This window comes from Leclercia sp. UBA2479 (assembly GCF_002341985.1).
Classification (GTDB): domain Bacteria; phylum Pseudomonadota; class Gammaproteobacteria; order Enterobacterales; family Enterobacteriaceae; genus Enterobacter; species Enterobacter pneumoniae.
The window spans coordinates 194,637-215,982 of sequence record NZ_DDPB01000008.1 but is presented as its reverse complement, the minus strand read 5'-3'; the positions used below and the strand labels follow the sequence as shown (position 1 = coordinate 215,982).

Annotated in this window: 21 protein-coding genes and 1 riboswitch; of the genes, 9 read left to right on the top strand and 12 right to left on the bottom strand. The window is 56.4% G+C overall.

Features of this window, described 5'->3' with window-relative positions:
- Window positions 1-9: 9 nt before the first annotated feature.
- From yqiA to nudF, 4 genes are read right to left on the bottom strand one after another with little or no spacing between them, the layout of a single operon-like run.
- Window positions 10-591, bottom strand: coding sequence for an esterase YqiA (yqiA, locus tag B3B59_RS09330; RefSeq protein ID WP_286808785.1), 582 nt, complete (start codon window positions 589-591; stop codon window positions 10-12).
- On the bottom strand, window positions 591-1,418 hold the full coding sequence (cpdA, locus tag B3B59_RS09325) for a 3',5'-cyclic-AMP phosphodiesterase (RefSeq protein WP_046885850.1): 828 nt from the start codon (window positions 1,416-1,418) through the stop codon (window positions 591-593). The genes yqiA and cpdA overlap by 1 nt, the downstream gene beginning before the upstream one ends.
- Window positions 1,419-1,446: 28 nt before the next feature.
- Window positions 1,447-1,869 (bottom strand): DUF1249 family protein, encoded by a 423-nt coding sequence (locus B3B59_RS09320; protein ID WP_040073991.1) that lies wholly within the window; start codon window positions 1,867-1,869, stop codon window positions 1,447-1,449.
- Window positions 1,870-2,499 carry an ADP-ribose diphosphatase gene (gene nudF, locus B3B59_RS09315; protein ID WP_046885849.1) on the bottom strand — a complete coding sequence of 210 codons (630 nt, stop codon included), beginning with the start codon at window positions 2,497-2,499 and terminating at the stop codon, window positions 1,870-1,872.
- Window positions 2,500-2,701: 202 nt separating this feature from the next.
- Between nudF and tolC the strand changes: the two genes are divergently transcribed.
- From tolC to B3B59_RS09300, 3 genes are all read left to right on the top strand, one after another.
- The gene (tolC, locus tag B3B59_RS09310) at window positions 2,702-4,141 is read left to right on the top strand and encodes an outer membrane channel protein TolC (RefSeq protein ID WP_040073989.1); all 1,440 of its coding nucleotides are present in this window, start codon (window positions 2,702-2,704) and stop codon (window positions 4,139-4,141) included.
- A 238-nt stretch (window positions 4,142-4,379) separates the two neighbouring features.
- Window positions 4,380-5,051, top strand: coding sequence for a DUF1190 family protein (locus B3B59_RS09305; RefSeq protein ID WP_040073988.1), 672 nt, complete (start codon window positions 4,380-4,382; stop codon window positions 5,049-5,051).
- Between the two features lie 2 nt (window positions 5,052-5,053).
- Entirely contained in the window at window positions 5,054-6,214 is a 1,161-nt protein-coding gene (locus tag B3B59_RS09300) for a glutathionylspermidine synthase family protein (protein WP_040073987.1), read from the top strand.
- A gap of 34 nt (window positions 6,215-6,248) precedes the next feature.
- On the opposite strand, the gene ygiD is transcribed toward B3B59_RS09300, so the two are convergent.
- The gene (gene ygiD, locus B3B59_RS09295) at window positions 6,249-7,037 is read right to left on the bottom strand and encodes a 4,5-DOPA dioxygenase extradiol (protein WP_212476620.1); all 789 of its coding nucleotides are present in this window, start codon (window positions 7,035-7,037) and stop codon (window positions 6,249-6,251) included.
- Between the two features lie 196 nt (window positions 7,038-7,233).
- On the opposite strand from ygiD, the gene zupT reads away from it, so the two are divergent.
- Window positions 7,234-8,007 (top strand): zinc transporter ZupT, encoded by a 774-nt coding sequence (gene zupT / locus B3B59_RS09290; RefSeq protein WP_046885847.1) that lies wholly within the window; start codon window positions 7,234-7,236, stop codon window positions 8,005-8,007.
- 36 nt (window positions 8,008-8,043) lie between these two features.
- Here zupT and ribB read toward each other — a convergent pair whose 3' ends face one another.
- Entirely contained in the window at window positions 8,044-8,697 is a 654-nt protein-coding gene (ribB, locus tag B3B59_RS09285) for a 3,4-dihydroxy-2-butanone-4-phosphate synthase (protein WP_046885846.1), read from the bottom strand.
- Window positions 8,698-8,801: 104 nt separating this feature from the next.
- Window positions 8,802-8,952: riboswitch (FMN riboswitch) on the bottom strand.
- Between the two features lie 121 nt (window positions 8,953-9,073).
- Between ribB and ubiK the strand changes: the two genes are divergently transcribed.
- Window positions 9,074-9,370, top strand: a complete 297-nt coding sequence (gene ubiK, locus B3B59_RS09280; RefSeq protein ID WP_040073983.1) for a ubiquinone biosynthesis accessory factor UbiK — start codon at window positions 9,074-9,076, stop codon at window positions 9,368-9,370.
- 26 nt (window positions 9,371-9,396) lie between these two features.
- Here the strand turns inward: ubiK and hldE are convergent, their stop codons facing one another.
- The 3 genes from hldE to B3B59_RS09265 are packed head-to-tail and all read right to left on the bottom strand — an operon-like array spanning window position 9,397 to window position 15,046.
- Complete coding sequence (gene hldE / locus B3B59_RS09275; RefSeq protein ID WP_046885845.1) at window positions 9,397-10,827, bottom strand: bifunctional D-glycero-beta-D-manno-heptose-7-phosphate kinase/D-glycero-beta-D-manno-heptose 1-phosphate adenylyltransferase HldE; 1,431 nt, start codon at window positions 10,825-10,827, stop codon at window positions 9,397-9,399.
- A gap of 40 nt (window positions 10,828-10,867) precedes the next feature.
- A complete protein-coding gene (gene glnE, locus B3B59_RS09270) occupies window positions 10,868-13,726 on the bottom strand; it encodes a bifunctional [glutamate--ammonia ligase]-adenylyl-L-tyrosine phosphorylase/[glutamate--ammonia-ligase] adenylyltransferase (protein WP_154298864.1) in 2,859 nt (952 codons plus the stop codon).
- Window positions 13,727-13,744: 18 nt separating this feature from the next.
- Window positions 13,745-15,046 (bottom strand): inorganic triphosphatase, encoded by a 1,302-nt coding sequence (locus tag B3B59_RS09265; RefSeq protein ID WP_286808780.1) that lies wholly within the window; start codon window positions 15,044-15,046, stop codon window positions 13,745-13,747.
- 238 nt (window positions 15,047-15,284) lie between these two features.
- On the opposite strand from B3B59_RS09265, the gene B3B59_RS09260 reads away from it, so the two are divergent.
- Both B3B59_RS09260 and B3B59_RS09255 read left to right on the top strand, forming a co-directional pair.
- The gene (locus tag B3B59_RS09260; RefSeq protein WP_046885842.1) at window positions 15,285-15,905 is read left to right on the top strand and encodes a TIGR04211 family SH3 domain-containing protein; all 621 of its coding nucleotides are present in this window, start codon (window positions 15,285-15,287) and stop codon (window positions 15,903-15,905) included.
- A 61-nt stretch (window positions 15,906-15,966) separates the two neighbouring features.
- Window positions 15,967-17,208, top strand: a complete 1,242-nt coding sequence (locus tag B3B59_RS09255) for a multifunctional CCA addition/repair protein (protein WP_286808779.1) — start codon at window positions 15,967-15,969, stop codon at window positions 17,206-17,208.
- 13 nt (window positions 17,209-17,221) lie between these two features.
- On the opposite strand, the gene bacA is transcribed toward B3B59_RS09255, so the two are convergent.
- Both bacA and folB read right to left on the bottom strand, forming a co-directional pair.
- On the bottom strand, window positions 17,222-18,043 hold the full coding sequence (bacA, locus tag B3B59_RS09250) for an undecaprenyl-diphosphate phosphatase (protein ID WP_046885840.1): 822 nt from the start codon (window positions 18,041-18,043) through the stop codon (window positions 17,222-17,224).
- A gap of 107 nt (window positions 18,044-18,150) precedes the next feature.
- Window positions 18,151-18,519, bottom strand: a complete 369-nt coding sequence (gene folB / locus B3B59_RS09245; RefSeq protein WP_040073976.1) for a bifunctional dihydroneopterin aldolase/7,8-dihydroneopterin epimerase — start codon at window positions 18,517-18,519, stop codon at window positions 18,151-18,153.
- Between the two features lie 107 nt (window positions 18,520-18,626).
- Here folB and plsY point away from each other — a divergent pair, with 107 nt between their 5' ends.
- On the top strand, window positions 18,627-19,241 hold the full coding sequence (gene plsY, locus B3B59_RS09240) for a glycerol-3-phosphate 1-O-acyltransferase PlsY (RefSeq protein ID WP_040073975.1): 615 nt from the start codon (window positions 18,627-18,629) through the stop codon (window positions 19,239-19,241).
- 154 nt (window positions 19,242-19,395) lie between these two features.
- Window positions 19,396-20,862: an MFS transporter gene (locus B3B59_RS09235; protein WP_040073974.1), complete on the top strand. Its 1,467-nt coding sequence runs from the start codon at window positions 19,396-19,398 to the stop codon at window positions 20,860-20,862.
- Between the two features lie 43 nt (window positions 20,863-20,905).
- Here the strand turns inward: B3B59_RS09235 and B3B59_RS09230 are convergent, their stop codons facing one another.
- Window positions 20,906-21,328: a MarR family winged helix-turn-helix transcriptional regulator gene (locus B3B59_RS09230; protein ID WP_046885838.1), complete on the bottom strand. Its 423-nt coding sequence runs from the start codon at window positions 21,326-21,328 to the stop codon at window positions 20,906-20,908.
- Window positions 21,329-21,346 lie beyond the last annotated feature (18 nt).

The window sequence follows — 21,346 nt, the reverse complement described above, 5'->3', positions numbered from 1 at the left end:
CATTGATTGTCAGTGGCTGTGCAGTCCAAGAAAATCGACAATCTGGGTGAAATGATTCTCAAAGCCCGTGAAAGCATGATTTCCGCCCTCTTCTACAGTCTGGCGGCAAGAGGCGTAATACGCCACTGCCTGGCGGTAATCCAGCACTTCATCGCCCGTTTGTTGCAGCAGCCAGATAAGATCCGGCGCTTCAAGCGGGTCTACCTGCATAACTTTGAGATCGTAAATATGGCGTGACTCTAGCACATATTGCTGCCCGGTGTAGGGGTTCTCGTTTTGCCCGAGAAAGTCCCGTAACAGCTCGAATGGCCGAACTGCCGGATTCACCACCACCACAGGCAACATAAAGCATTGCGACAGCCAGGTGGCGTAGTATCCGCCCAGAGAAGAGCCCACGACGCCCAGCGGTTCACCGCCGTGCGCCAGCACGATAGATTCCAGCAGTTCTGCGGCATCGGCCGGATATGGCGGCAGCTGCGGCACGATTATCTCAACCTGTGGATGATGAACATTTAGCCACTGGCGAAACTGTGTTGCCTTCGCAGAGCGCGGCGAACTGTTGAAACCGTGGAGATAAAGAAGTGCTGACATCAGTATCCTTCTGAAGCCGTATCCGGACGGAACGCGGTTCCTTGCAGGCGGCAAACTTCCGTCGTTAAGCTGCCATCAGCATGCAGTTCCAGCCAGCGCCAGCCCGGCGCAATGGTATCAAGCGTAAAGTTGGCGCAGTGGGGTTTGAACTGCACGCAGGTGGATGGCGTAGCCAGCAGGCGACGACCATTCCAGTCGAGATCCTGCTCCTGGTGGATATGACCACAGAGCAAATTTTTTACGCGGGGGAATTTCACCAGCACCTGATCCAATGCGGCAGAGTTGCGCAGACTGTGCTGATCAAGCCAGCTACATCCCGCAGGTAACGGATGATGGTGCAATAACAGCAGGGTATGGCGCTCGGGCTCAGCGTTGAGCTTATCTTCCAGCCACTCGAGCTGGAATTCACTCAGCTCGCCGTGCGGTACGCCGAACACCTGGCTATCGAGCAGCAAAATTTGCCAGTGCTCGCCCACGAAGACGCGCTTGGCAGGCGAGATGCCCGCATCCTGAAGCGCGCTGTACATCGCAGGCTGGAAATCGTGGTTGCCAGGCAACCAGACGCAGGGCACGCTGAAGCTCGCGATACCCTCAGCGAAGCGCTGGTAGGCCGCAGCGGTTTGATCCTGCGCCAGATCACCCGTGGCGACAATCAGATCGTATTCGCGCTTTTCAGCATGAATCGCATCCAGGACAGCCTGATAGCTCTCCCAGGTATTCACCCCCAACAGGGTTTCATGCTTTTCGGCAAACAGGTGAGTATCAGTAATTTGTAGTACCCTGACTGGCGCCCCACCAGCAACAGTCAGGTTTAACAGGCTTTCCAAATGGTGTCCTTAGGTAGGTTTCACGACGCTAACAAACCGGAATCGCCATCGCTCCATGTGCTAAACAGTATCGTAGCCAGTCGGCCAGAAACTGATTAATTTGATGCTTTTCGTCACGTTGATGCAACTTTTTATTTGGGTAATCATACCGCGCTTTGAAGCGGAAGATCTGCTGACTTGAACACACTTCCGCGACCATCGCATCGTGGTAAAGGCGCACCGTCATCGACGGTAAGCTCCAGTAGCTGACGGATGGGGCCGTCTGCTCAATTTCGACCAGCGTAGTGTAGCGGGTAGATTCCACAATCGTTAACCGATACTGCGCGTTGCTCACCTGATAGCTCACTGTCTCGCCAGCCGCGTCGTTTCGCGGCAGCAGGCGTCGGAGTTGCGCGAAGTTGGTCTCGCACAAACGCATCATTTCAGGGAAGTCAGGTGTATAACGCTTCATTCATTTCCACTCATTTCGTAAGTCTTGATAGTGCAGCTGGAGCCATTGCAAAGCGATGACAGAAGCTGCGTTGTCGATTTTCCCCTCTTCTACCCAAAGGTAAGCCTGCTCCCGGCTCACCACATGAACACGAATGTCTTCGTTTTCATCAGCCAGACCATGTATACCTTGCGCGGTCGTGGCGTCCACTTCGCCTACCAAAACAGATAAACGCTCGCTGGTGCCACCCGGGCTCGCGAGATAGTTCAACACCGGTTTGGTGCGGCCTACTACCAGCCCGGCCTCTTCCATGGCTTCGCGGCGGGCGACATCTTCCGCTGTTTCGCCCTCTTCAATCATTCCGGCCACCATCTCCAGTAACCACGGGCTTTCGCTGGTATCAAATGCAGCAATACGGATCTGCTCTACCAGTACCACTTCGTCGCGCACTGGGTCAAAGGGTAGCAATACTGCGGCGTGCCCGCGCTCAAAAATTTCGCGTTTCACTTCGCCACTCATTTCGCCGTTAAACAAGCGGTGGCGAAAACGGTAAAGATCGAGCGAAAAAAATCCGCGATAGAGCGTTTCTCGTGCAATAATTTCTACATCATTTTTGCTGAAAGTCACTGGCATCTTTTCCGGTATAGGCATGAGAGTGTCCTGTAAAAGTGGTGATGTTATTTCGATTTTCAAATCTTCTAAAATGCGGTTTCTCAGACAGTATGGTAAATTGCTGCGAGTTACTGCCGGATGGCACGGAACGCCAACCTTTTGTACTGGCGAAGTCTGCTAGAATCGGTAAATTATTTTTAATTAGATCAGCGCTAACAAAGCTTCACAACAAGGAAAGCAAATGAAGAAATTGCTCCCCATTCTCATCGGCCTGAGCCTGACGGGTTTCAGCGCGATGAGTCAGGCAGAGGACCTGTTACAGGTTTATAAGCAGGCACGACTGAGCAACCCGGAACTGCGTAAATCCGCTGCCGACCGTGATGCTGCCTTTGAGAAGATTAATGAAGCACGCAGCCCACTTCTGCCACAACTCGGTTTAGGGGCTGACTATTCCTACACTAACGGCTATCGCGATGCTAACGGTCAGGACTCAAACGTGACCAGCGGTTCCCTGCAGTTAACCCAGACTCTGTTTGATATGTCTAAATGGCGTGCTCTGACCCTGCAGGAAAAATCTGCCGGTATTCAGGATGTCACTTTCCAGACCGATCAACAAACCCTGATTCTCAACACCGCGACGGCTTACTTCAAGGTGCTGAGCGCTATCGATACCCTCTCTTATATCGAAGCCCAGAAACAGGCCATCTACCGTCAACTGGATCAAACCACCCAGCGTTTTAACGTTGGCCTCGTGGCGATCACCGACGTACAGAACGCCCGTTCACAGTACGACAGCGTACTGGCGAACGAAGTGACCGCGCGTAACGACCTTGATAACGCCGTTGAAGAGCTGCGTCAGGTTACCGGTAATTACTACCCGCAACTGGCTTCGCTGAACGTCGACAGCTTCAAAACCGATAAGCCGCAGGCGGTGAATGCCCTGCTGAAAGAAGCTGAAAACCGTAACCTGAGCCTGCTGCAGGCACGTCTGAGCCAGGACCTGGCCCGCGAACAGATTCGTCAGGCGCAGGATGGCCACTTGCCAACCCTGGATCTGAACGCCTCCTCCAGCATCTCCAACTCACGTTACAGCGGCTCCAACTCCATCAATAATAACGCTGACGTAGGTCAGAACAAAGTTGGCCTGAGCTTCTCCCTGCCGCTGTATCAGGGCGGAATGGTGAACTCGCAGGTTAAACAGGCGCAGTACAACTTTGTTGGCGCGAGCGAGCAGCTTGAAAGCGCACACCGCAGCGTTGTGCAGACTGTACGTTCCTCCTTTAACAACGTGAACGCCTCCATCAGCAGCATCAACGCCTATAAACAGGCCGTTGTCTCTGCCCAGAGCTCTCTGGATGCGATGGAAGCCGGTTACTCAGTGGGTACCCGTACCATTGTTGACGTGCTGGATGCGACGACCACGCTCTATAACGCCAAGCAGCAGCTGTCTAATGCGCGTTATAACTACCTGATTAACCAGCTGAACATCAAATCTGCCCTGGGAACCCTGAATGAACAGGACCTGCAGATTCTGAACAGCTCCCTGGGTAAACCTATCTCTACCACGCCAGAATCCGTGGCGCCGGAAAATCCAGGTCAGGATGCGTCCGCTGATGGTTATGCCGCCAACAGTGCCGCTCCAGCCGCACGCCCGGCCTCTACCGGAATGCTGCGCAACTGATGCGCTAACCCGGCCTGATTTTTCAGGCCGGGTCTGTTTTCACACCAACCGATAAATACAACCCGATCCCTTCGAATTGCAGACAGCCGAGACACAGGCAGTTTGAACTCTGTCCGGTATAAACGTAAGCCAACGTAAAGATCCCCTCGATTCCCGCACTACGCTTCATTTTCGACCACTCATCCTCTATTCTGAGCGTTATATACCACGTAATACCACTGGGTCCTGGAAGACAAAAATGAAACGGACAAAATCCATCAATCACGCGTCGTTCCGCAAAAATTGGGGCGCACGCCATCTTACTCCTGTCGCACTGGCCGTAACGGCCGTCTTTATGCTGGCGGGCTGTGAACAAAACGACGAAACGGTTTCGCTCTATCAGAACGCTGATGACTGTGCGACCGCCACCGGCAACAAAGCGGAATGTACCACCGCTTACAACAGTGCCCTGAAAGAAGCTGAACGTACTGCGCCGAAATACGCCAGCCGTGAAGACTGCGTAGCCGAATTCGGTGAAGGTCAGTGTCAGCAGGCACCAACACCGGCACAGGCTGGCACCGCGCCAGAAAACCAGGCGCAGGCGCAATCCAGCGGCAGTTTCTGGATGCCGCTGATGGCGGGCTATATGATGGGCCGCCTGATGAGCGGTGGCGCAGGCTACCAGCAGCAGCCGCTGTTTAGCTCCAAAAATCCGAACAGCCCTGCCTACGGCAAATATACCGACGCCAGCGGTAAGGGGTACGGCGCCGCACAGCCGGGCCGTACCATGACGGTACCGAAAACCGCGATGGCGCCAAAACCGGCGACCACCAGCACCGTGACCCGCGGCGGCTTTGGGGAATCTGTTGCGAAACAGACCTCCATGCAGCGTAGTGCCACGGGCACCTCAACCCGCTCCATGGGCGGCTGATAATGGAACGAGTCAGTATTGTCGAGCGCCCGGACTGGCGCGAAAAAGCCACTGAATATGGTTTTAACTTCCACACCATGTACGGCGAGCCGTACTGGTGTGAAGAGGCCTATTACAAGCTCACTCTTGAGCAGGTTGAAAAGCTGGAAGAGGTGACTGCCGAACTGCATCAGATGTGTTTGAAAGTCGTCGATAAGGTCATTGCCAGCGATGCGCTAATGACCAAATTCCGCATTCCTAAACACACCTGGGGTTTCGTTCGCCAGTCCTGGGAAACGCATCAGCCGTCGCTTTATTCCCGCCTCGATCTGGCGTGGGATGGCGTTGGTGAACCTAAGCTGCTTGAGAATAACGCCGATACGCCGACTTCCTTGTACGAAGCGGCGTTCTTCCAGTGGATTTGGCTGGAAGATCAGCTCCAGGCGGGCAAGCTGCCGGAAGGTAGCGATCAGTTCAACAGCCTGCAGGAAAAGCTGATTGCGCGCTTTGCCGAGCTGCGTGAACAGCACGGTTTCAACCTGCTGCATCTGGCCTGCTGCCGCGATACGGTAGAAGATCGGGGTACCGTGCAGTATCTGCAGGACTGCGCTGCAGAAGCAGAGGTCGCCACCGAATTTCTGTATATGGAAGACATTGGTCTGGGTGAGAAAGGTCAGTTTACTGATCTGCAGGACCAGGTCATCAGCAATCTGTTCAAGCTCTATCCGTGGGAGTTCATGCTGCGCGAGATGTTCTCCACCAAGCTGGAAGATGCCGGCGTGCGCTGGCTGGAGCCAGCATGGAAGAGCATCATCTCGAACAAAGCGCTGCTGCCGATGCTGTGGGAGATGTTCCCGGATCACCCTAACCTGCTGCCTGCTTATTTCGCCGAAGATGACTATCCGCCAATGGATAAGTATGTCGTGAAACCGATCTTCTCCCGCGAAGGTGCCAACGTATCGATTATCGAAAACGGTAAAACGCTGGAAGCCGTTGAAGGTCCGTACGGTGAAGAGGGAATGATCGTCCAACAGTTTTATCAACTGCCTAAATTTGGCGACAGCTATGTCCTGATTGGCAGCTGGCTTATCAACGACGAGCCAGCCGGGATTGGTATTCGTGAAGACCGGGCGCTGATTACCCAGGATCTGTCACGCTTCTATCCGCACATCTTTGTAGAGTAAACCTTGCCCGGTGGCCTGCGCTACCGGGCATATTTTAACCCACCTGTACCGACAACATGCTCAGGCTCCCCATCTCAATTCCGTCGACCGGGATCGTTATCGGCTCTTCGCCATCCCAGGCCCCCAGCACATACAGCAGAGGCAAGAAATGTTCAGCCGTGGGATTCGACAGCGAGCCACCTTCGTGTTCCAGGTAATTCGCCAGCGGATGCTTTCCGGCGGGCCCCTGCCAGTGAAGATTCGCTTTTACAAAATCGTTGAACGATGTCGCCCAGGGATAGGGCGTATTTTCGCCATGCCAGCGCGCGGTACGCAGGTTGTGCACCACATTACCGCTGGCCACCAGCATAATGCCCTCGTCACGCAATGTTGCCAGCTTGCGCCCCATCTCCAGATGCCAGGCCGCCGGTTTGGTGCTGTCGATGCTAAGCTGCACCATGGGGATGTCTGCTTCCGGATACATCTTAATAAGCACGCCCCAGGAGCCATGGTCGAAGCCCCAGGCCTCTTTATCCAGCGCCACCGGGACGGGCGCCAGCCTTTCAACCAGCGCCTGCGCCAGCTCGGGCGAACCCGGCGCCGGGTAGTGCGTGTCATACAATGCCTGGGGAAAACCGCCAAAATCGTGGATCGTTTTCGGCGCTTCCATCGCGGTCACGCCAGTACCGCGGGTGAACCAGTGGGCGGACACCACCACGATAGCCTTCGGACGCGGTAAGGTCTCGCCCAGATGACGCCATGCGCGGGTATAGACGTTATCCTCCAGCACGTTCATCGGGCTACCGTGCCCCAAAAACAGCGCTGGCATACGAGAAGCAGTCATGGTGATATCCTTACATAAGATGTCGATTTAATAGCATCACATTACGCGCTATCGCGCTAAGATGAACCCGGATAAGCATGATGATGATCTTCAGGAAATTTGAATGTAAGGGAATGGTAAAGGCGTAGCGGCCCTCTCGCTTTGCCCGCTTTTAGCCCTTAATATTAATGAGAATCGTTATCAAAAGGAGAGAGACATGTCAGTACCCTTGCTTCTGACCATACTTGCAGGCGCCGCCACGTTTATTGGTGCGATTCTCGGCGTGCTGGGCCAGAAACCGTCTAACCGTGTGCTGGCCTTCTCCCTCGGCTTTGCCGCGGGCATTATGCTGCTGATATCACTCATGGAGATGCTGCCCGCCGCGCTGGGCACCGAGGGCATGTCGCCGGTGCTGGGCTATGGCATGTTTGTCTTCGGCCTGCTGGGTTACTTTGCGCTGGACCGGATGCTGCCCCATGCGCATCCGCAGGATCTGATGCAAAAGGGGGCGAAACCGCTGCCGGGCAATATCAAACGTACCGCCGTGCTGCTGACGCTGGGCATCAGCCTGCATAACTTCCCGGAAGGGGTCGCCACCTACGTTACCGCCAGCAATAATCTTGAGCTGGGCTTTGGTATCGCGCTGGCCGTGGCATTGCACAATATTCCTGAAGGTCTGGCGGTGGCCGGACCGGTCTATGCCGCCACGGGCTCTAAACGTAAAGCGGTATTCTGGGCCGGGATCTCCGGTATGGCAGAGATTCTTGGCGGCGTGCTGGCATGGCTGATTCTGGGAAGCCTGATTTCACCGGTAGTCATGGCGGCCATCATGGCTGCGGTCGCGGGGATTATGGTGGCGTTGTCCGTGGATGAACTCATGCCGCTGGCAAAAGAGATCGATCCTAACAATAACCCGAGCTATGGCGTGCTCTGCGGCATGTCGGTGATGGGGCTAAGTCTGGTCCTGCTACAAACCGCAGGGATAGGATAAAAAAAACGCCGGGTTAACCCGGCGTTTTTCATTCAATTAGCTGGCTTTACGCTCATGCGCCTGACGATAGGCCACCAGATCTTCGATGGTGACAACGGCCATGTTGTGCTTCACGGCAAAGTCGATGCACTCTGGCGCGCGCGCCATGCTGCCGTCGTCGTTGGTCAGTTCACAGAGCACGCCGGCTGGCTTGAAGCCTGCCAGAGTCACCAGATCGATGGTTGCTTCTGTGTGACCACCGCGGGTCAGAACGCCGCCCGGCTGCGCGCGCAGCGGGAAGACGTGGCCCGGACGGTTCAGATCGGAAGGTTTTGCGCCGTCGGCAATGGCGGCACGAACGGTCGTAATACGGTCGGCAGCAGACACGCCAGTGGTCACGCCGTGGGCTGCTTCGATGGTTACCGTAAAGCCGGTGCCGAAGGCGCTGGTGTTGTTTTCTACCATCATTGGCAGATCCAGCTGCTTACGGCGCTCTTCGTTAAGACACAGGCAGACAATGCCACTGCCGTGGCGAATGGTCAGCGCCATCTGCTCAACGGTCATGGTTTCGGCGGCGAAAATCATATCACCTTCGTTTTCACGATCTTCATCGTCAAGCACCATCACACCGCGACCTTCACGAAGGGCGGTAAGAGCCTGTTCGATACGTTCGACAGGGGTACCAAAAGAGGAAAGTAGCGTCTGATTCATGGTAAATAAACCTCATTAAAATTATGGTTACCAGAATCAGGGCAGTCTTAGGAGCGCCGCAAAGCGGCAAAAAAATAACGTGAGCGGGCCTCGCCCGACTTGATCGTTACTCTCTCCCATCCGGACTTTAACCGTCGGCCCCGGAATTACACCGGATCTGCTGACCTTCAGGCTCACACCTGAAGCGCTCGCGGGCTTTCAACGTAAGGTTGATTTACCGCCGGTGGGGAATTTCGCCCCGCCCTGAGAATAAGCGAGATAACTATAACGCTAATGATTATGTTCGGCAACGCATTAGCTTCATACAAATCTGGTTTATGGATCCGCGTTACGCGCTACAATGGTCATTAACACCTTTTCATCAAGGGAAACGACAATGATTGACCCGAAAAAAATTGAACAGATTGCCCGTCAGGTCCATGAATCCATGCCGAAAGGCATTCGTGATTTTGGTGACGATGTAGAGAAGAAGATCCGTCAGATCCTGCAATCGCAGCTGATGCGTCTGGATCTGGTGAGCCGCGAAGAGTTTGACGTCCAGACTCAGGTGCTGTTGCGTACCCGCGAAAAAATCGCCCTGCTTGAGCAACGTCTGACAGAACTGGAAAACCGCAACACCCCTGCGGAAGTGAAACCGGCCCCGGCTATTCCACCGGTCGACGATCAGGTATAAAAAAACGGGCCATCAGGCCCGTTTTTTTATTCACTATCTTTCTGTATCTTTTTGATGATGTTCGTCGTTGAACAGCCATCTTCAAAGTTCAGCACCATCACTTCGCCGCCGTTAGCCCATACCTCTTCGCTACCGGCGATCTGCTCTGGCTTATAATCACCGCCTTTCACCAGCAGATCGGGCAGGATACCGGCGATCAGGCGCTGCGGCGTGTCCTCTTCAAACGACACCACCCAGTCCACCGCCTCCAGCGCACCCAGTACAATCATGCGCTGTTCCAGCGGATTGACCGGACGGGTCTCGCCCTTCAGACGTTTTGTCGAGGCATCGCTGTTGACCGCCACAATCAGGCGATCGCCCAGCTTGCGCGCGTTGGCGAGATAGGAGACGTGGCCGGCATGCAGGATGTCGAACACGCCATTGGTCATCACCACTTTTTCGCCCCGCTTACGCGCTGCGGCAACGGCGTCTTTAAGCTCGTCTTCGGTCATCACGCCGAAGCCCGTCTCTGCGCGGCCGCGCACGGCGTTTTCCAGCTCAACCGGCGAGACGGTAGAGGTGCCCAGTTTGCCCACCACCACGCCTGCCGCGGCGTTGGCGAAGTAACACGCCTCTTCCAGGGTATTGCCCGCCGCAAGCGTCGCCGCCAGCACGCCAATCACCGTATCGCCCGCACCGGTCACGTCATAGACTTCCTGGGCCTGGGTTGGCATATGCAGCGGCGCTTTACCCGGCTGCAGCAGGCTCATCCCCTGTTCGGAACGGGTCACCAGCAGCGCAGAAAGTTCGAAATCGGCGATGATCTTCATGCCGCGCTCTACCAGCTCAGCTTCGTTTTTGCACTTGCCCGCCACCGCCTCAAACTCAGAGAGGTTAGGCGTCAGCAGCGTGGCACCACGATAGCGTTCGAAGTCTGTCCCTTTCGGGTCGATCAGCACAGGCACATTGGCTTTACGCGCCAGCTGAATCATCTGCTGTACGCTCGCCAGCGCCCCTTTGGCGTAGTCAGAGAGCACCAGCGCGCCAATGTTGCCCAGCGCCTGGTTGATGCGCTCGTGCAGCGGTTGCGGATCTACTCCCTCAAACCCCTCTTCAAAGTCGAGACGGATCAGCTGCTGGTTACGCGATAGCACGCGCAGCTTGGTAATGGTGGGATGGGTAGGCACAGAAACGAAATCACATTTGACGTTCACGTCGGCCAGCGTTTTGCTCAGGGCACGCGCCGCATCATCAATACCTGTCAGCCCCACCAGACGCGAATGCGCGCCGAGGGACGCAATATTCATCGCCACGTTTGCCGCGCCGCCAGGACGCTCCTCAATGGTATCAACTTTTACCACCGGTACCGGCGCTTCCGGGGAGATGCGGCTGGTGGGTCCGTACCAGTAGCGATCCAGCATCACATCGCCCACAACCATCACGCCAGCCCGTTCAAACTTTGGCAGTGTTACTTTCATTCCTGACTCCAGAAAGATTCACAATTTGCGCGCGATAATATCACACTTGTTTTGTTACGCACGGTTCCACCAGCCACTTCTGCCAGCTGGCCCGCACAAGCTCTCGCTCTGCCGCGAAGCACTCTGGCGCCACATGGCCAGGCTGCTCTTGCAATGCCAGATGGTGCAACTCATCACGTAGCGTGGTGTAAGCCCGGGTTAACGCCAGCGACTCCGCTTCATCCATGATGTCGTTTTGCGCCAGCAGTTCCAGAATGCGCACGTTATCCGACCAGCGGGTCAGCTTTGGTTTCAGGTGCGCGTGACGCAGTACCAGATATTGCGTAATAAACTCAATATCGGTGATCCCGCCCTCATCGGCCTTGATATCGAAGCGATCCCGGTGCTTATTGCCAAGATGCGAACGCATCTTGTCGCGCATTTCACGCACTTCAGTTTGTAGGGTCTCGCCCTCGCGCGGGGTGGTAAGCACATCCCGACGAATGGTGTCGAATTGCGCGGTTAACTGCGGATCGCCATACACCACCCGGGCGCGCACCAGCGCCTGATGCTCCCACGTCCAGGCTTCGTTTTGCTGATAGTCGGCAAAGGATTCGGTCGAGGTGACCAACATGCCCGCCGCACCAGAGGGACGCAGTCGCGCATCCACCTCATAGAGGATCCCTGATGAGGTGCGGGTGCTAAAGAGGTGCATGATGCGCTGAGCCAGCCGCAAATAGAACTGTCGCCCGTCGATTTCCCGCTCGCCGTCGGTCATTACGTCCACCGGGCAGTCGTGCAGGAAGATCAGATCCAGATCGGAGCTGTATCCCAGCTCCCAGCCGCCCAGCTTGCCATACCCCACTACCGCAAAACCGCGGCCTTCCCGATCGGCCAGGTGCTTCGGCTGCCCGTAGCGCGCCACCATCTGCACCCATGCCTGCTGTACCACCGCATCAATAATCGCTTCCGCCAGCCAGGTTAAATGGTCACTCACTTTCATGACCGGCAGCGTTTCAGCGATATCGGCAGCCGAGACGCGCAACATCTGCGCCTGCTTGAACTGGCGCAGCGCCTCGAGCTGCTGCTCTTCGTCCTCTTCCGGTACGCGCAGCAGATATTGGCGCAGCTCGTCGCGATAGGCGTCCGTCGCCGTCGGCTGATAAAGGGTATTGGGATCAAGCAGCTCATCCAGTAACAACGGATAACGCGCCAGCTTATTGGCCACCATGGGCGAGGCGGCACAGAGGGTGATCAGGTGCTTAAGCGCGCCGGGAAATTCGCTCAGCAGCTCCAGATAAGTGGTACGGGTAATAATGCCGGTTAGCAGCGGCGTCAAACGCGAAAGGGGGATCGGGGCATCCGCGCGGGGGCAGACTTCACTCAGCAGATGCGGCATAAGATGATCCAGCACCTGGCGCCCGCGAGGGCCGATGGCGCGCCTGTTCATCTCCAGGCGGAAATCGGCAATCAGCGCCACGACCCGGTGACGATCTTCATCGCTCAGGTGCGCCAGTACCGGGGTGGTGTCGTCCTCTTCCAGCGCATCCTGCCACAGCTCGCGCCAGTGCTCAGAGAGTTCATCCTCTTGTGATTCGCTTTCGTCATCGCCAATCAGTTCATTAAAGATATGCCGCACCGCGGCCATGTGCCGATCGAGCTGGTCGGTAAGGCTTTGCCAGTCGTCCATCCGCATGCCCCAGGCGAGGCGCGCGCGATTGAGATCGTCGCCCGGCAGAGTCTGCGTCTGCTCGTCGTTGATACTTTGCAGCAGATTCTCAAGCCGACGCAAAAAGAGGTAGGCCTCACGCAGCGTCTGCGCATCCCCTTCCGGCAGCAGATTCAGCTGCGCAATCGCCGCCAGGGTGGGCAGCAGAGAGCGGGATTGCAGCGACGGCTCGCGCCCACCGCGAATCAACTGGAAGACCTGAACAATAAATTCGATTTCCCGGATACCGCCCGCGCCGAGCTTGATGTTATCCCGCAGTCCACGACGCCGCACTTCCCGGGCAATCATCCCTTTCATGTTTCGCAGCGACTGAATTACGCTGAAGTCGATATAACGACGGAAGACAAACGGGCGCAGCATGGCGCGTAACTCACCAGCGTAGACATCGTCGTTATCGCCCATGATCCGCGCTTTTACCATCGCGTAGCGTTCCCAGTCGCGCCCCTGCTCCTGGTAATAATCTTCCAGCGCGGCATAGCTCAGCACCAGCGGGCCGCTGTCGCCAAAGGGGCGCAAACGCATATCCACCCGATAGACAAAGCCGTCCTGAGTCGGCTGATCCAGCGCTTTGATAAGCCGCTGACCCAGACGCGTGAAAAATTGAGCATTATCCAGCTCGCGGCGCCCTCCACGGGTCGCCCCTTTCTCCGGCCAGGCAAAGATCAGATCAATATCCGAAGAGAAGTTCAGCTCGCCGCCGCCCAGCTTCCCCATCCCCAGAATCATCAAGGGCTGCGGGATGCCTTCGTCATTACAGGGGGTTCCCCACTCTTTACAGCACGCCTCGTACAGCCAGTCGCGGGCGGCGACGATTAAGGTCTCCGCCAGGGCACTCAGCTGCTGTAACGTGCTCTCTTCGCTCACCAGTGACAGCGCCTGCGCCCAGGCGATGCGCACCATCACCTGACGGCGGAACTGACGCAGCACGCGCATCAGCGCAGCCTCGTCGGTCACCTCTGCCAGCGCAGCGTGCAGCCAGGCGGCATACTCCCGCCACTCTTCCGCCTGGGGTGGCGAGGTTTCAAGTTCCACCAGCCAGTCGGGATGCGCAGAAATACTCTCCTGCACAAAATCGCTAAAGGTCAGCACCTGCTGCGCCTGCTCGCTCAGGGAGGAGGCGGGTAACGACGCCGGCAGACGTTCACACACCGTCTGCCACTGCTGCTGTAACTGGGAGGAAAGCGGCATGATTGGGGTTCCTTGCCTGCGTTAACGTTTTCCGCTGTGCAGCCAGAATGGCTCCTGCGAAATGGAGTCATTACGGAAATGTTCAATCTCAATACGCTGACGGGTCTTAATGGCATGCTGCAACCCCTGCCAGTTCTCCAGCCAGGCATGGGCGACGGGGCCATCATAGGCGCCAGCCAGCAGCAATATGCTGTCGATATCACGCGCCAGTCGGATCAGCTGATCGCCATACTGGTCGCCCAGCGGCTGGGCGAACGCCGCTTTCAGTTCCGCCGCGTGACGGGAAAGGTGAATATCAGCAAAGCGTTTAAATGAGTCGTCAATTTTGGCCTGCGCTTTGGCATCCAGGAAATTGCGCCAGCCATGGATCACCAGAAACTCGGTCAACGCCAGTTTAGCCGTGGCGTTTTGCGCGCTGTACGTGGCCGTCTGGGCAGAGACCTCGGTTGCCATCAGGGTCTCGGTCTGGGTAAGCAGATCGCGTAAGCGAGCACTGGCTTTACGTGGAACGATACCGCCAAACAGCGCCAGGGTATGGCGCACCAGGCTTATTGCCGCCAGCACGTCTGCTTTGGCGTCTTTCACGCCGCGTACCCACAGCTCTTCATGGTACTGCCACTGGCTGAGGGCCAGTTCCAGTGCCGCTTCAAAGCCCTTCTCCACGGAGGATTTGGCCGGAACCTTCAGAATTGGCGTCGGTTTGCGGGTGCGTGGGGTGTTACCTGCCGCCAGGTGATAGCCGCGCGCGGCTTTGCTCAGGCTTCCCTGACGCAGACCCGGCTGGCTTACCAGCTTACGCGCCAGTTTCAGCACATCTTCGGCATCGCCTTCCAGCAGCTCCAGCTCCAGCTCGCAAAGGGGTTCCTGCAGTTCACCGGCCTTCACTTCCCCGAGGTCGAGGGCAATCTCAATGCGGCTGTTGCCTTCATTCACAAGCCACTTCTCGCGCATGAAATTGGTGCTGAACAGGGGGCTCACCTCGGCGGCAAGCGTGGCGGGTAATCCCCCTTCCGGCCAGACCTCAGCCGGGAAGCGATCCAGCGCCAGTTCAGGCTTTTCAATATCGATGTTGTATTCAGGACGTTGATGCAAACCGCCCACCACGCGACCGGCGATTTTCATCGTCATCTCATAGCGCCCGCTGGCACCACGGATGCGCAGGCCCATATCGTGGCGGCGCAGCCAGTTATCCGGCGTTTCGTAATAGATGTTAAGTAACTCCACCGGCTGATGATGTTCAGCGGTCAACTGGTGAAGGCGGGTACGCAGCGCATCAACGCTGTCATTTTCGACGATAAATTTTAATTCGATTTCCTGAGCCATGGCCTCGATCTTCTGGTTGCGTCACAGCGGGGTAAATTACAGCGAACTTACTCATCACTTTTTTGTCAGTAGATAGTATTTTGCGCCAGATTGCCACGCAATGAGCAATTTGACGGGCGTAAAGGTTAGACGCAGTGCGTTACGGTACACAGATGATTCTGAATGCTGACGAATCTTTTGCGTGGAAGCATCGTAACCTCTACTATCGTTCCACTTTTTATGTAAATAACGACTAATGATGCTTAAATTACGCCTGATTGGACTCACTTTCCTCGCTTTCAGCGCCGCCACTGCGGTGCACGCGGAAGAGAAACGCTACGTTTCTGATGAACTCAACACCTGGGTACGCAGCGGCCCGGGCGACCATTATCGTCTCGTGGGCACCGTCAATGCCGGCGAGGAAGTCTCTCTGTTACAGACCAATGCGGATACCAACTACGGCCAGGTGCGCGACAGCAGCGGCCGTACGGCGTGGATCCCGTTGAAAGAGCTTAGCACTAACCCCAGCCTGCGTACCCGTGTACCGGATCTGGAAAATCAGGTTAAGACCCTGACCGATAAGCTAAATAATATCGACACCACCTGGAACCAGCGCACCGCCGAGATGCAGCAGAAGGTCTCGCAGAGCGATAGCGTGATTAATGGCCTGAAAGAAGAGAACCAGAAGCTCAAGAACGAGCTGATCGTCGCGCAGAAGAAGGTCAACGCCGCGAACCTGCAGCTTGACGACAAACAGCGCACCATCATCATGCAGTGGTTTATGTATGGCGGCGGCGTGCTGGGCGTAGGCCTGCTGTTGGGTCTGGTGCTGCCTCACCTGATACCGAGCCGTAAGCGTAAAGATCGCTGGATGAACTAAATCGTCTTCTCTGCCACACTAACGTATTATTTTGTGAAAAATGGATGCGGGAGTGTAAGGCGTGAAGATTTATCTGGTCGGTGGTGCGGTTCGCGATGCGTTGTTAGGTCTGCCGGTTAAAGATAAAGACTGGGTGGTGGTGGGCGCCACCCCCCAGCAGATGCTTGACGCGGGCTACCAGCAGGTAGGCCGCGATTTTCCCGTATTCCTTCATCCCCACTCTCACGAAGAGTATGCCCTGGCGCGTACGGAGCGAAAATCTGGCTCCGGCTATACCGGGTTTACCTGCTATGCCGCACCGGACGTCACCCTGGAGCAAGATCTGCTTCGCCGCGATCTCACTATCAATGCCCTCGCGCGTAATGATGACGGCACCATCGTGGATGCTTACGGCGGCCAGGAGGATTTGAAAAACCGCCTGCTGCGCCATGTCTCCCCTGCGTTTTCAGAAGACCCGCTGCGCGTTCTGCGCGTCGCGCGCTTTGCCGCACGCTACGCCCACCTCAGCTTCCGCATTGCCGACGAGACCATGGCCTTAATGACGGCCATGACCGCCGCAGGCGAGCTGGAGCATTTGACGGCGGAGCGCGTCTGGAAAGAGACGGAAAATGCGCTCTCTACCCGCAACCCGCAGGTCTTTTTCCAGGTGCTGCGCGATTGCGGCGCCCTGAAGGTGCTCTTCCCGGAAATTGACGCCCTCTTTGGGGTGCCTGCGCCAGCGAAGTGGCACCCGGAAATCGATACCGGCGTCCATACCCTGATGACCCTGAGCATGGCGGCGATGCTGAGCCCGACGGTGGATGTGCGCTTTGCCACGCTCTGTCACGACCTGGGAAAAGGACTCACGCCAAAAGCGTTGTGGCCACGGCATCACGGTCATGGCCCGGCGGGCGTGAAGCTGGTCGCCGGGCTCTGCCAGCGTCTGCGCGTACCGAACGAACTGCGCGATTTAGCGAAGCTGGTCGCCGAATTCCATGACCTGATCCACACCTTCCCGATCCTGAAACCGGCCACCATCGTGAAGCTTTTCGACAGCATCGACGCCTGGCGCAAGCCCGTACGCGTGGAGCAGATCGCCCTTACCAGCGAAGCGGACGTACGTGGACGCACCGGGTTTGAGGCCAACGACTACCCGCAGGGTCGGTTACTCCGTGAAGCCTGGGATGTGGCGAAAGCGGTGCCGACCAAAGCGGTCGTGGAGGCAGGATTTAAGGGCGCAGAAATTCGCGAAGAGTTAACGAAAAGGCGTATTCAGGCAGTGTCAGAATGGAAGGAAAAGCGTTGCCCTCAGCCAAAAGAGTGAGGGCAACCGGTCATCAGAAGAAGACCACGTACACCGCTGCCGCGACGATAAAGCGGTAGATGGCGAACGGAATAAAGGAGATGCGCTTGATGAGCTGGAGGAAGGTTTTGATCGCCACCAGCGCCACGAGGAACGCCGTCACGAAGCCGACGGCAAACATCGGGATGTCGCCCACCGTCAGGAAGTGGAAGCTCTTATAGAGATCCAGCGCGGTGGCACCCATCATCATCGGCACCGCCAGCAGGAACGAGAACTCCGATGCCGCATAGCGGCTCACGCCCATCAGCATACCGCCGGAAATGGTCGCCCCGGAGCGGGAGAAGCCCGGCCACAATGCCAGACACTGGAAGCAGCCAATCATAAACGCCTGGCGGTAAGTCATATCATCCAGACCCGGCGCGCGCGGCTCTTTTGGCTTCAGCAGTTCTGCCGCAATCAGCAGCACGCCACCCACCACCAGCGCGTACATCACGTTAATGGGGTTGAAGAGCGATTTGATGGTGTCGTGGAAAATCAGGCCCAGCACCACGGCGGGCGCCATACCAAGCAGAATATGAATCAATGTGAGACGACCTTTGCCCTCGCCTTCATGCTGCGGTGGGCGGCCAAAGTGAATGCCAATCAGGCCGAACAGACGGCGCCAGAACATCACCACCACGGCGAGAATGGAACCCAACTGAATAACCACTTCGAAGGTTTTTGCCGTTTCGCCCTCAAAGCCCAGCAGGTGACCCACGATAATCATGTGTCCGGTACTGGAAACCGGCAAAAACTCCGTCAATCCTTCGACCACACCCAGTATTGCCGCTATCAACAGCGAGTGCATATCGCTCATCAAATAAACCCCTAAAAATTATAGTAAAAACGGCCTACCCTACGGGCAGCCGCGAAAGCTACAGCTTTAAGACCGGTTTAACCGGAAATGGTTTAGTAATTATGAAGTTAATTATCGCCTTTAAGATTTTGGCTACGCTCGATCACCACGCCAACGTTGGCAGCACGCGCCACGGCGCCCGGTTTGCTGAGTTTGATGCGCACCCAGGGGGAGTTAAAGCGGCTTAACAACAGGCTCGCCACCTCTTCCGCCACGCGCTCGACCAGCGCAAAACGTTGCCCTTCAACATGGTTTACCACCGCCTCGCTGATATCGGCATAACTTAAGCAGTCATTCACGTCATCGCTTTTCGCTGCGGCACGGTTATCCCAGCCCATTTCGATATCGAACACCAGCTTCTGTTCGATGGTCTGTTCCCAGTCGTAAACACCAATAGTGGTGATTACCGAAAGTTGCTCTATAAATACAATATCCATCACGACCTGCCTGCTTTTTGACTTAACCAGATACCACTCCCGGCGAATTATGCGTATTATCCACAGATGCTGAGTACAAAACGACATTTTCAAAACGGAACAGCGTTATGAGTGCAATCGCGCCTGGAATGATCCTCCTCGCCTACCTTTGCGGCTCAATTTCCAGCGCCATTCTGGTCTGCCGTCTTGCCGGGCTTCCCGATCCACGTGAGAGTGGCTCCGGAAATCCGGGGGCGACCAATGTACTACGAATTGGCGGCAAAGGAGCAGCCGTAGCGGTGTTGATTTTCGACGTCCTGAAAGGCATGTTGCCCGTCTGGGGCGCATACGCATTGGGCGTGACGCCGTTCTGGCTGGGACTGATTGCTATTGCCGCCTGTCTGGGCCATATCTGGCCTGTCTTCTTCGGTTTTAAAGGCGGCAAAGGCGTGGCCACCGCCTTCGGGGCGATTGCCCCTATCGGCTGGGATCTCACCGGCGTCATGGCGGGCACCTGGCTGCTGAGCGTATTGCTGAGCGGTTACTCTTCACTGGGTGCGATTGTCAGCGCACTGATTGCGCCCTTCTACGTCTGGTGGTTTAAACCCCAGTTTACCTTCCCGGTTTCGATGCTCTCCTGCCTTATCCTGCTACGCCATCACGATAATATTCAGCGCTTGTGGCGTCGTCAGGAGACCAAAATCTGGACCAAATTCAAACGAAAAAAGAGAGAGCCTGAGTAATTTCTCTCTCCTCTTTTTGCCCGGCGACGCGCTGCGTAAACGGGCCTGGCGGGTCACGCTCTCTTCAGGTTATGTCTTATAACCAAATGTGATATTTATCACTTTCTGCCTGTGGTAACTCTAAGAGACACACCACAACGACACAAAAAGAAAAATGGCAGACATTTCAGATACAACTCCGCTTTCAACGGCAGGACATGCCCCGGATGGTGACATCAGGTGGGTTCGTAGCGCGGCAGACGTTTCACGTCTGGTCAATGCGGGATCACAAGGCAGAGCTAACGCCCGTATCGTGGTCGGCATCGCACTGGGTGGCATTTTCCTCGATGCGTACGATCTGGGTGCGCTGGCGTTTGGCATCAAAGATATCACCCGCGAATTCAATCTCACTCCGGCCGGTACCGGGATGGTGGCATCGGCCATCACCTTTGGCGCCATTGTCGGGGCGCTCCTCGGGGGTTATCTCACTGATAAAATCGGGCGCTACCGCGTCTTTATGGCCGACATGGTCTTCTTTGTGGTCGCAGCCATCGCCTGCGCCCTCGCCCCCAATGAATACGTGCTGGCAGGGGCCCGCTTTGTGATGGGCCTGGGGGTGGGGATCGATCTCCCCGTCGCGATGGCGTTTCTCAGCGAGTTCGCCAGGCTTAAAGGTCCGGGCAACAAAGCGTCCAGCGTGGCGATGTGGTGCCCTACCTGGTACGCCGCAATCAGTATTTCGTATCTGCTGGTGCTCTTCTTCTATGCCGTACTGCCCGAAAGCCATAGCGACTGGCTCTGGCGCTTAATCCTCGGCTTTGGCGCGGTGCCTGCGCTGGTAATTATTGCGATTCGTAGCCGCTATATGAGCGAATCCCCGGTCTGGGCGGCGAACCAGGGCAAGCTGAAGGAGGCCGCGTCTATCCTGCGGCAGTCGTATAACATTAACGCCCATGTGCCACAGGAGGTGCTTAACCAGCCGGCCCCGGTGGTGAACAAGGCCAAATGGTCAAACTACCTGAACCTGTTCCGCGGTCGCTATTTACGGCGTACCACCCTGGCGACGCTGCTCTCCGTGGTCTCCTCTTTTGCCTACAACGCCGTCGCCTTCGGTCTGCCGGTGATCATCTCCAGCTTCTTTGTGCAGTCGATGCTAACAACGATTCTGATCTCGCTGGCGCTCAACCTGCTGTTTGCCTTTGTGGGCGGGCTGCTGGCGGTACGTTATGTGCCGCGCTTCGGCGCATGGCGGATGTCGCTGGCGGGCTACGCTTGCCAGCTTGTCGCCTTGCTCGGACTGGCGTTGATTGGTCGACCGGATGGTGCCGCTGAAGGGGTGACAGCCGTGGCGATGCTGGCGCTGTTCCTGTTCGGCCAGGGGTTTGGCCCCGGCGCGCATACCATGACCTTTGCCTCGCTGAGCTATCCGACCTCACTGCGCGGCGTAGGTGTTGGGCTCAATCAGACTCTGATGCGCAGCAGTTCGACGTTATCCCTGTTTATGTTCCCGCTGCTGGTGGCCTCGCTGGATACCGCCGTCTTCTGGGTGATTGCCCTGGCGCCATTCATTGGTCTGGCGTCGCTGCTGGCGATCCGCTGGGAGCCCTCCGGGTACGATGTGGACGCCGAAGATTACCGCTAAGGATAAGGCACTGGCGGGGGCGCAACGTCCCCGCCATCACGGGCTATAAATCCTCCAGCAGATTTCTGGCGAGCTGTCTCAACGTCGCCAACTCCTCATCGTTCATACGCATGCTACAGCGCATCTGGTCCGGCAAGCCCATAATTTGCGCTTTCAGCGCATCCGCTTTTTCGGTTAGCACGACGTTTTTCATTCGTTCATCTCCCACCACCGCAACGCGTTTCAAAAAGCCTTTCGCTTCAAGCTTTTGTACCAGCGGGGTCAGGGTACCCGAATCAAATAACGTCTTTTCACTGAGGTCACGCAGCGGAATATTATCCTGCTCAAAGAGGGCCATCAGCACCACGAACTGCGGATAGGTGAGATCCAGTTCATTGAGTAAGGGCCGGTACTGGCGGATCAGGGCGTTGGTTACCGAGTACAACGAAAAACAGAGCAAACCATCTAACGTTTTGTTTTCTTTCATTTTTAACTCCCATCACGC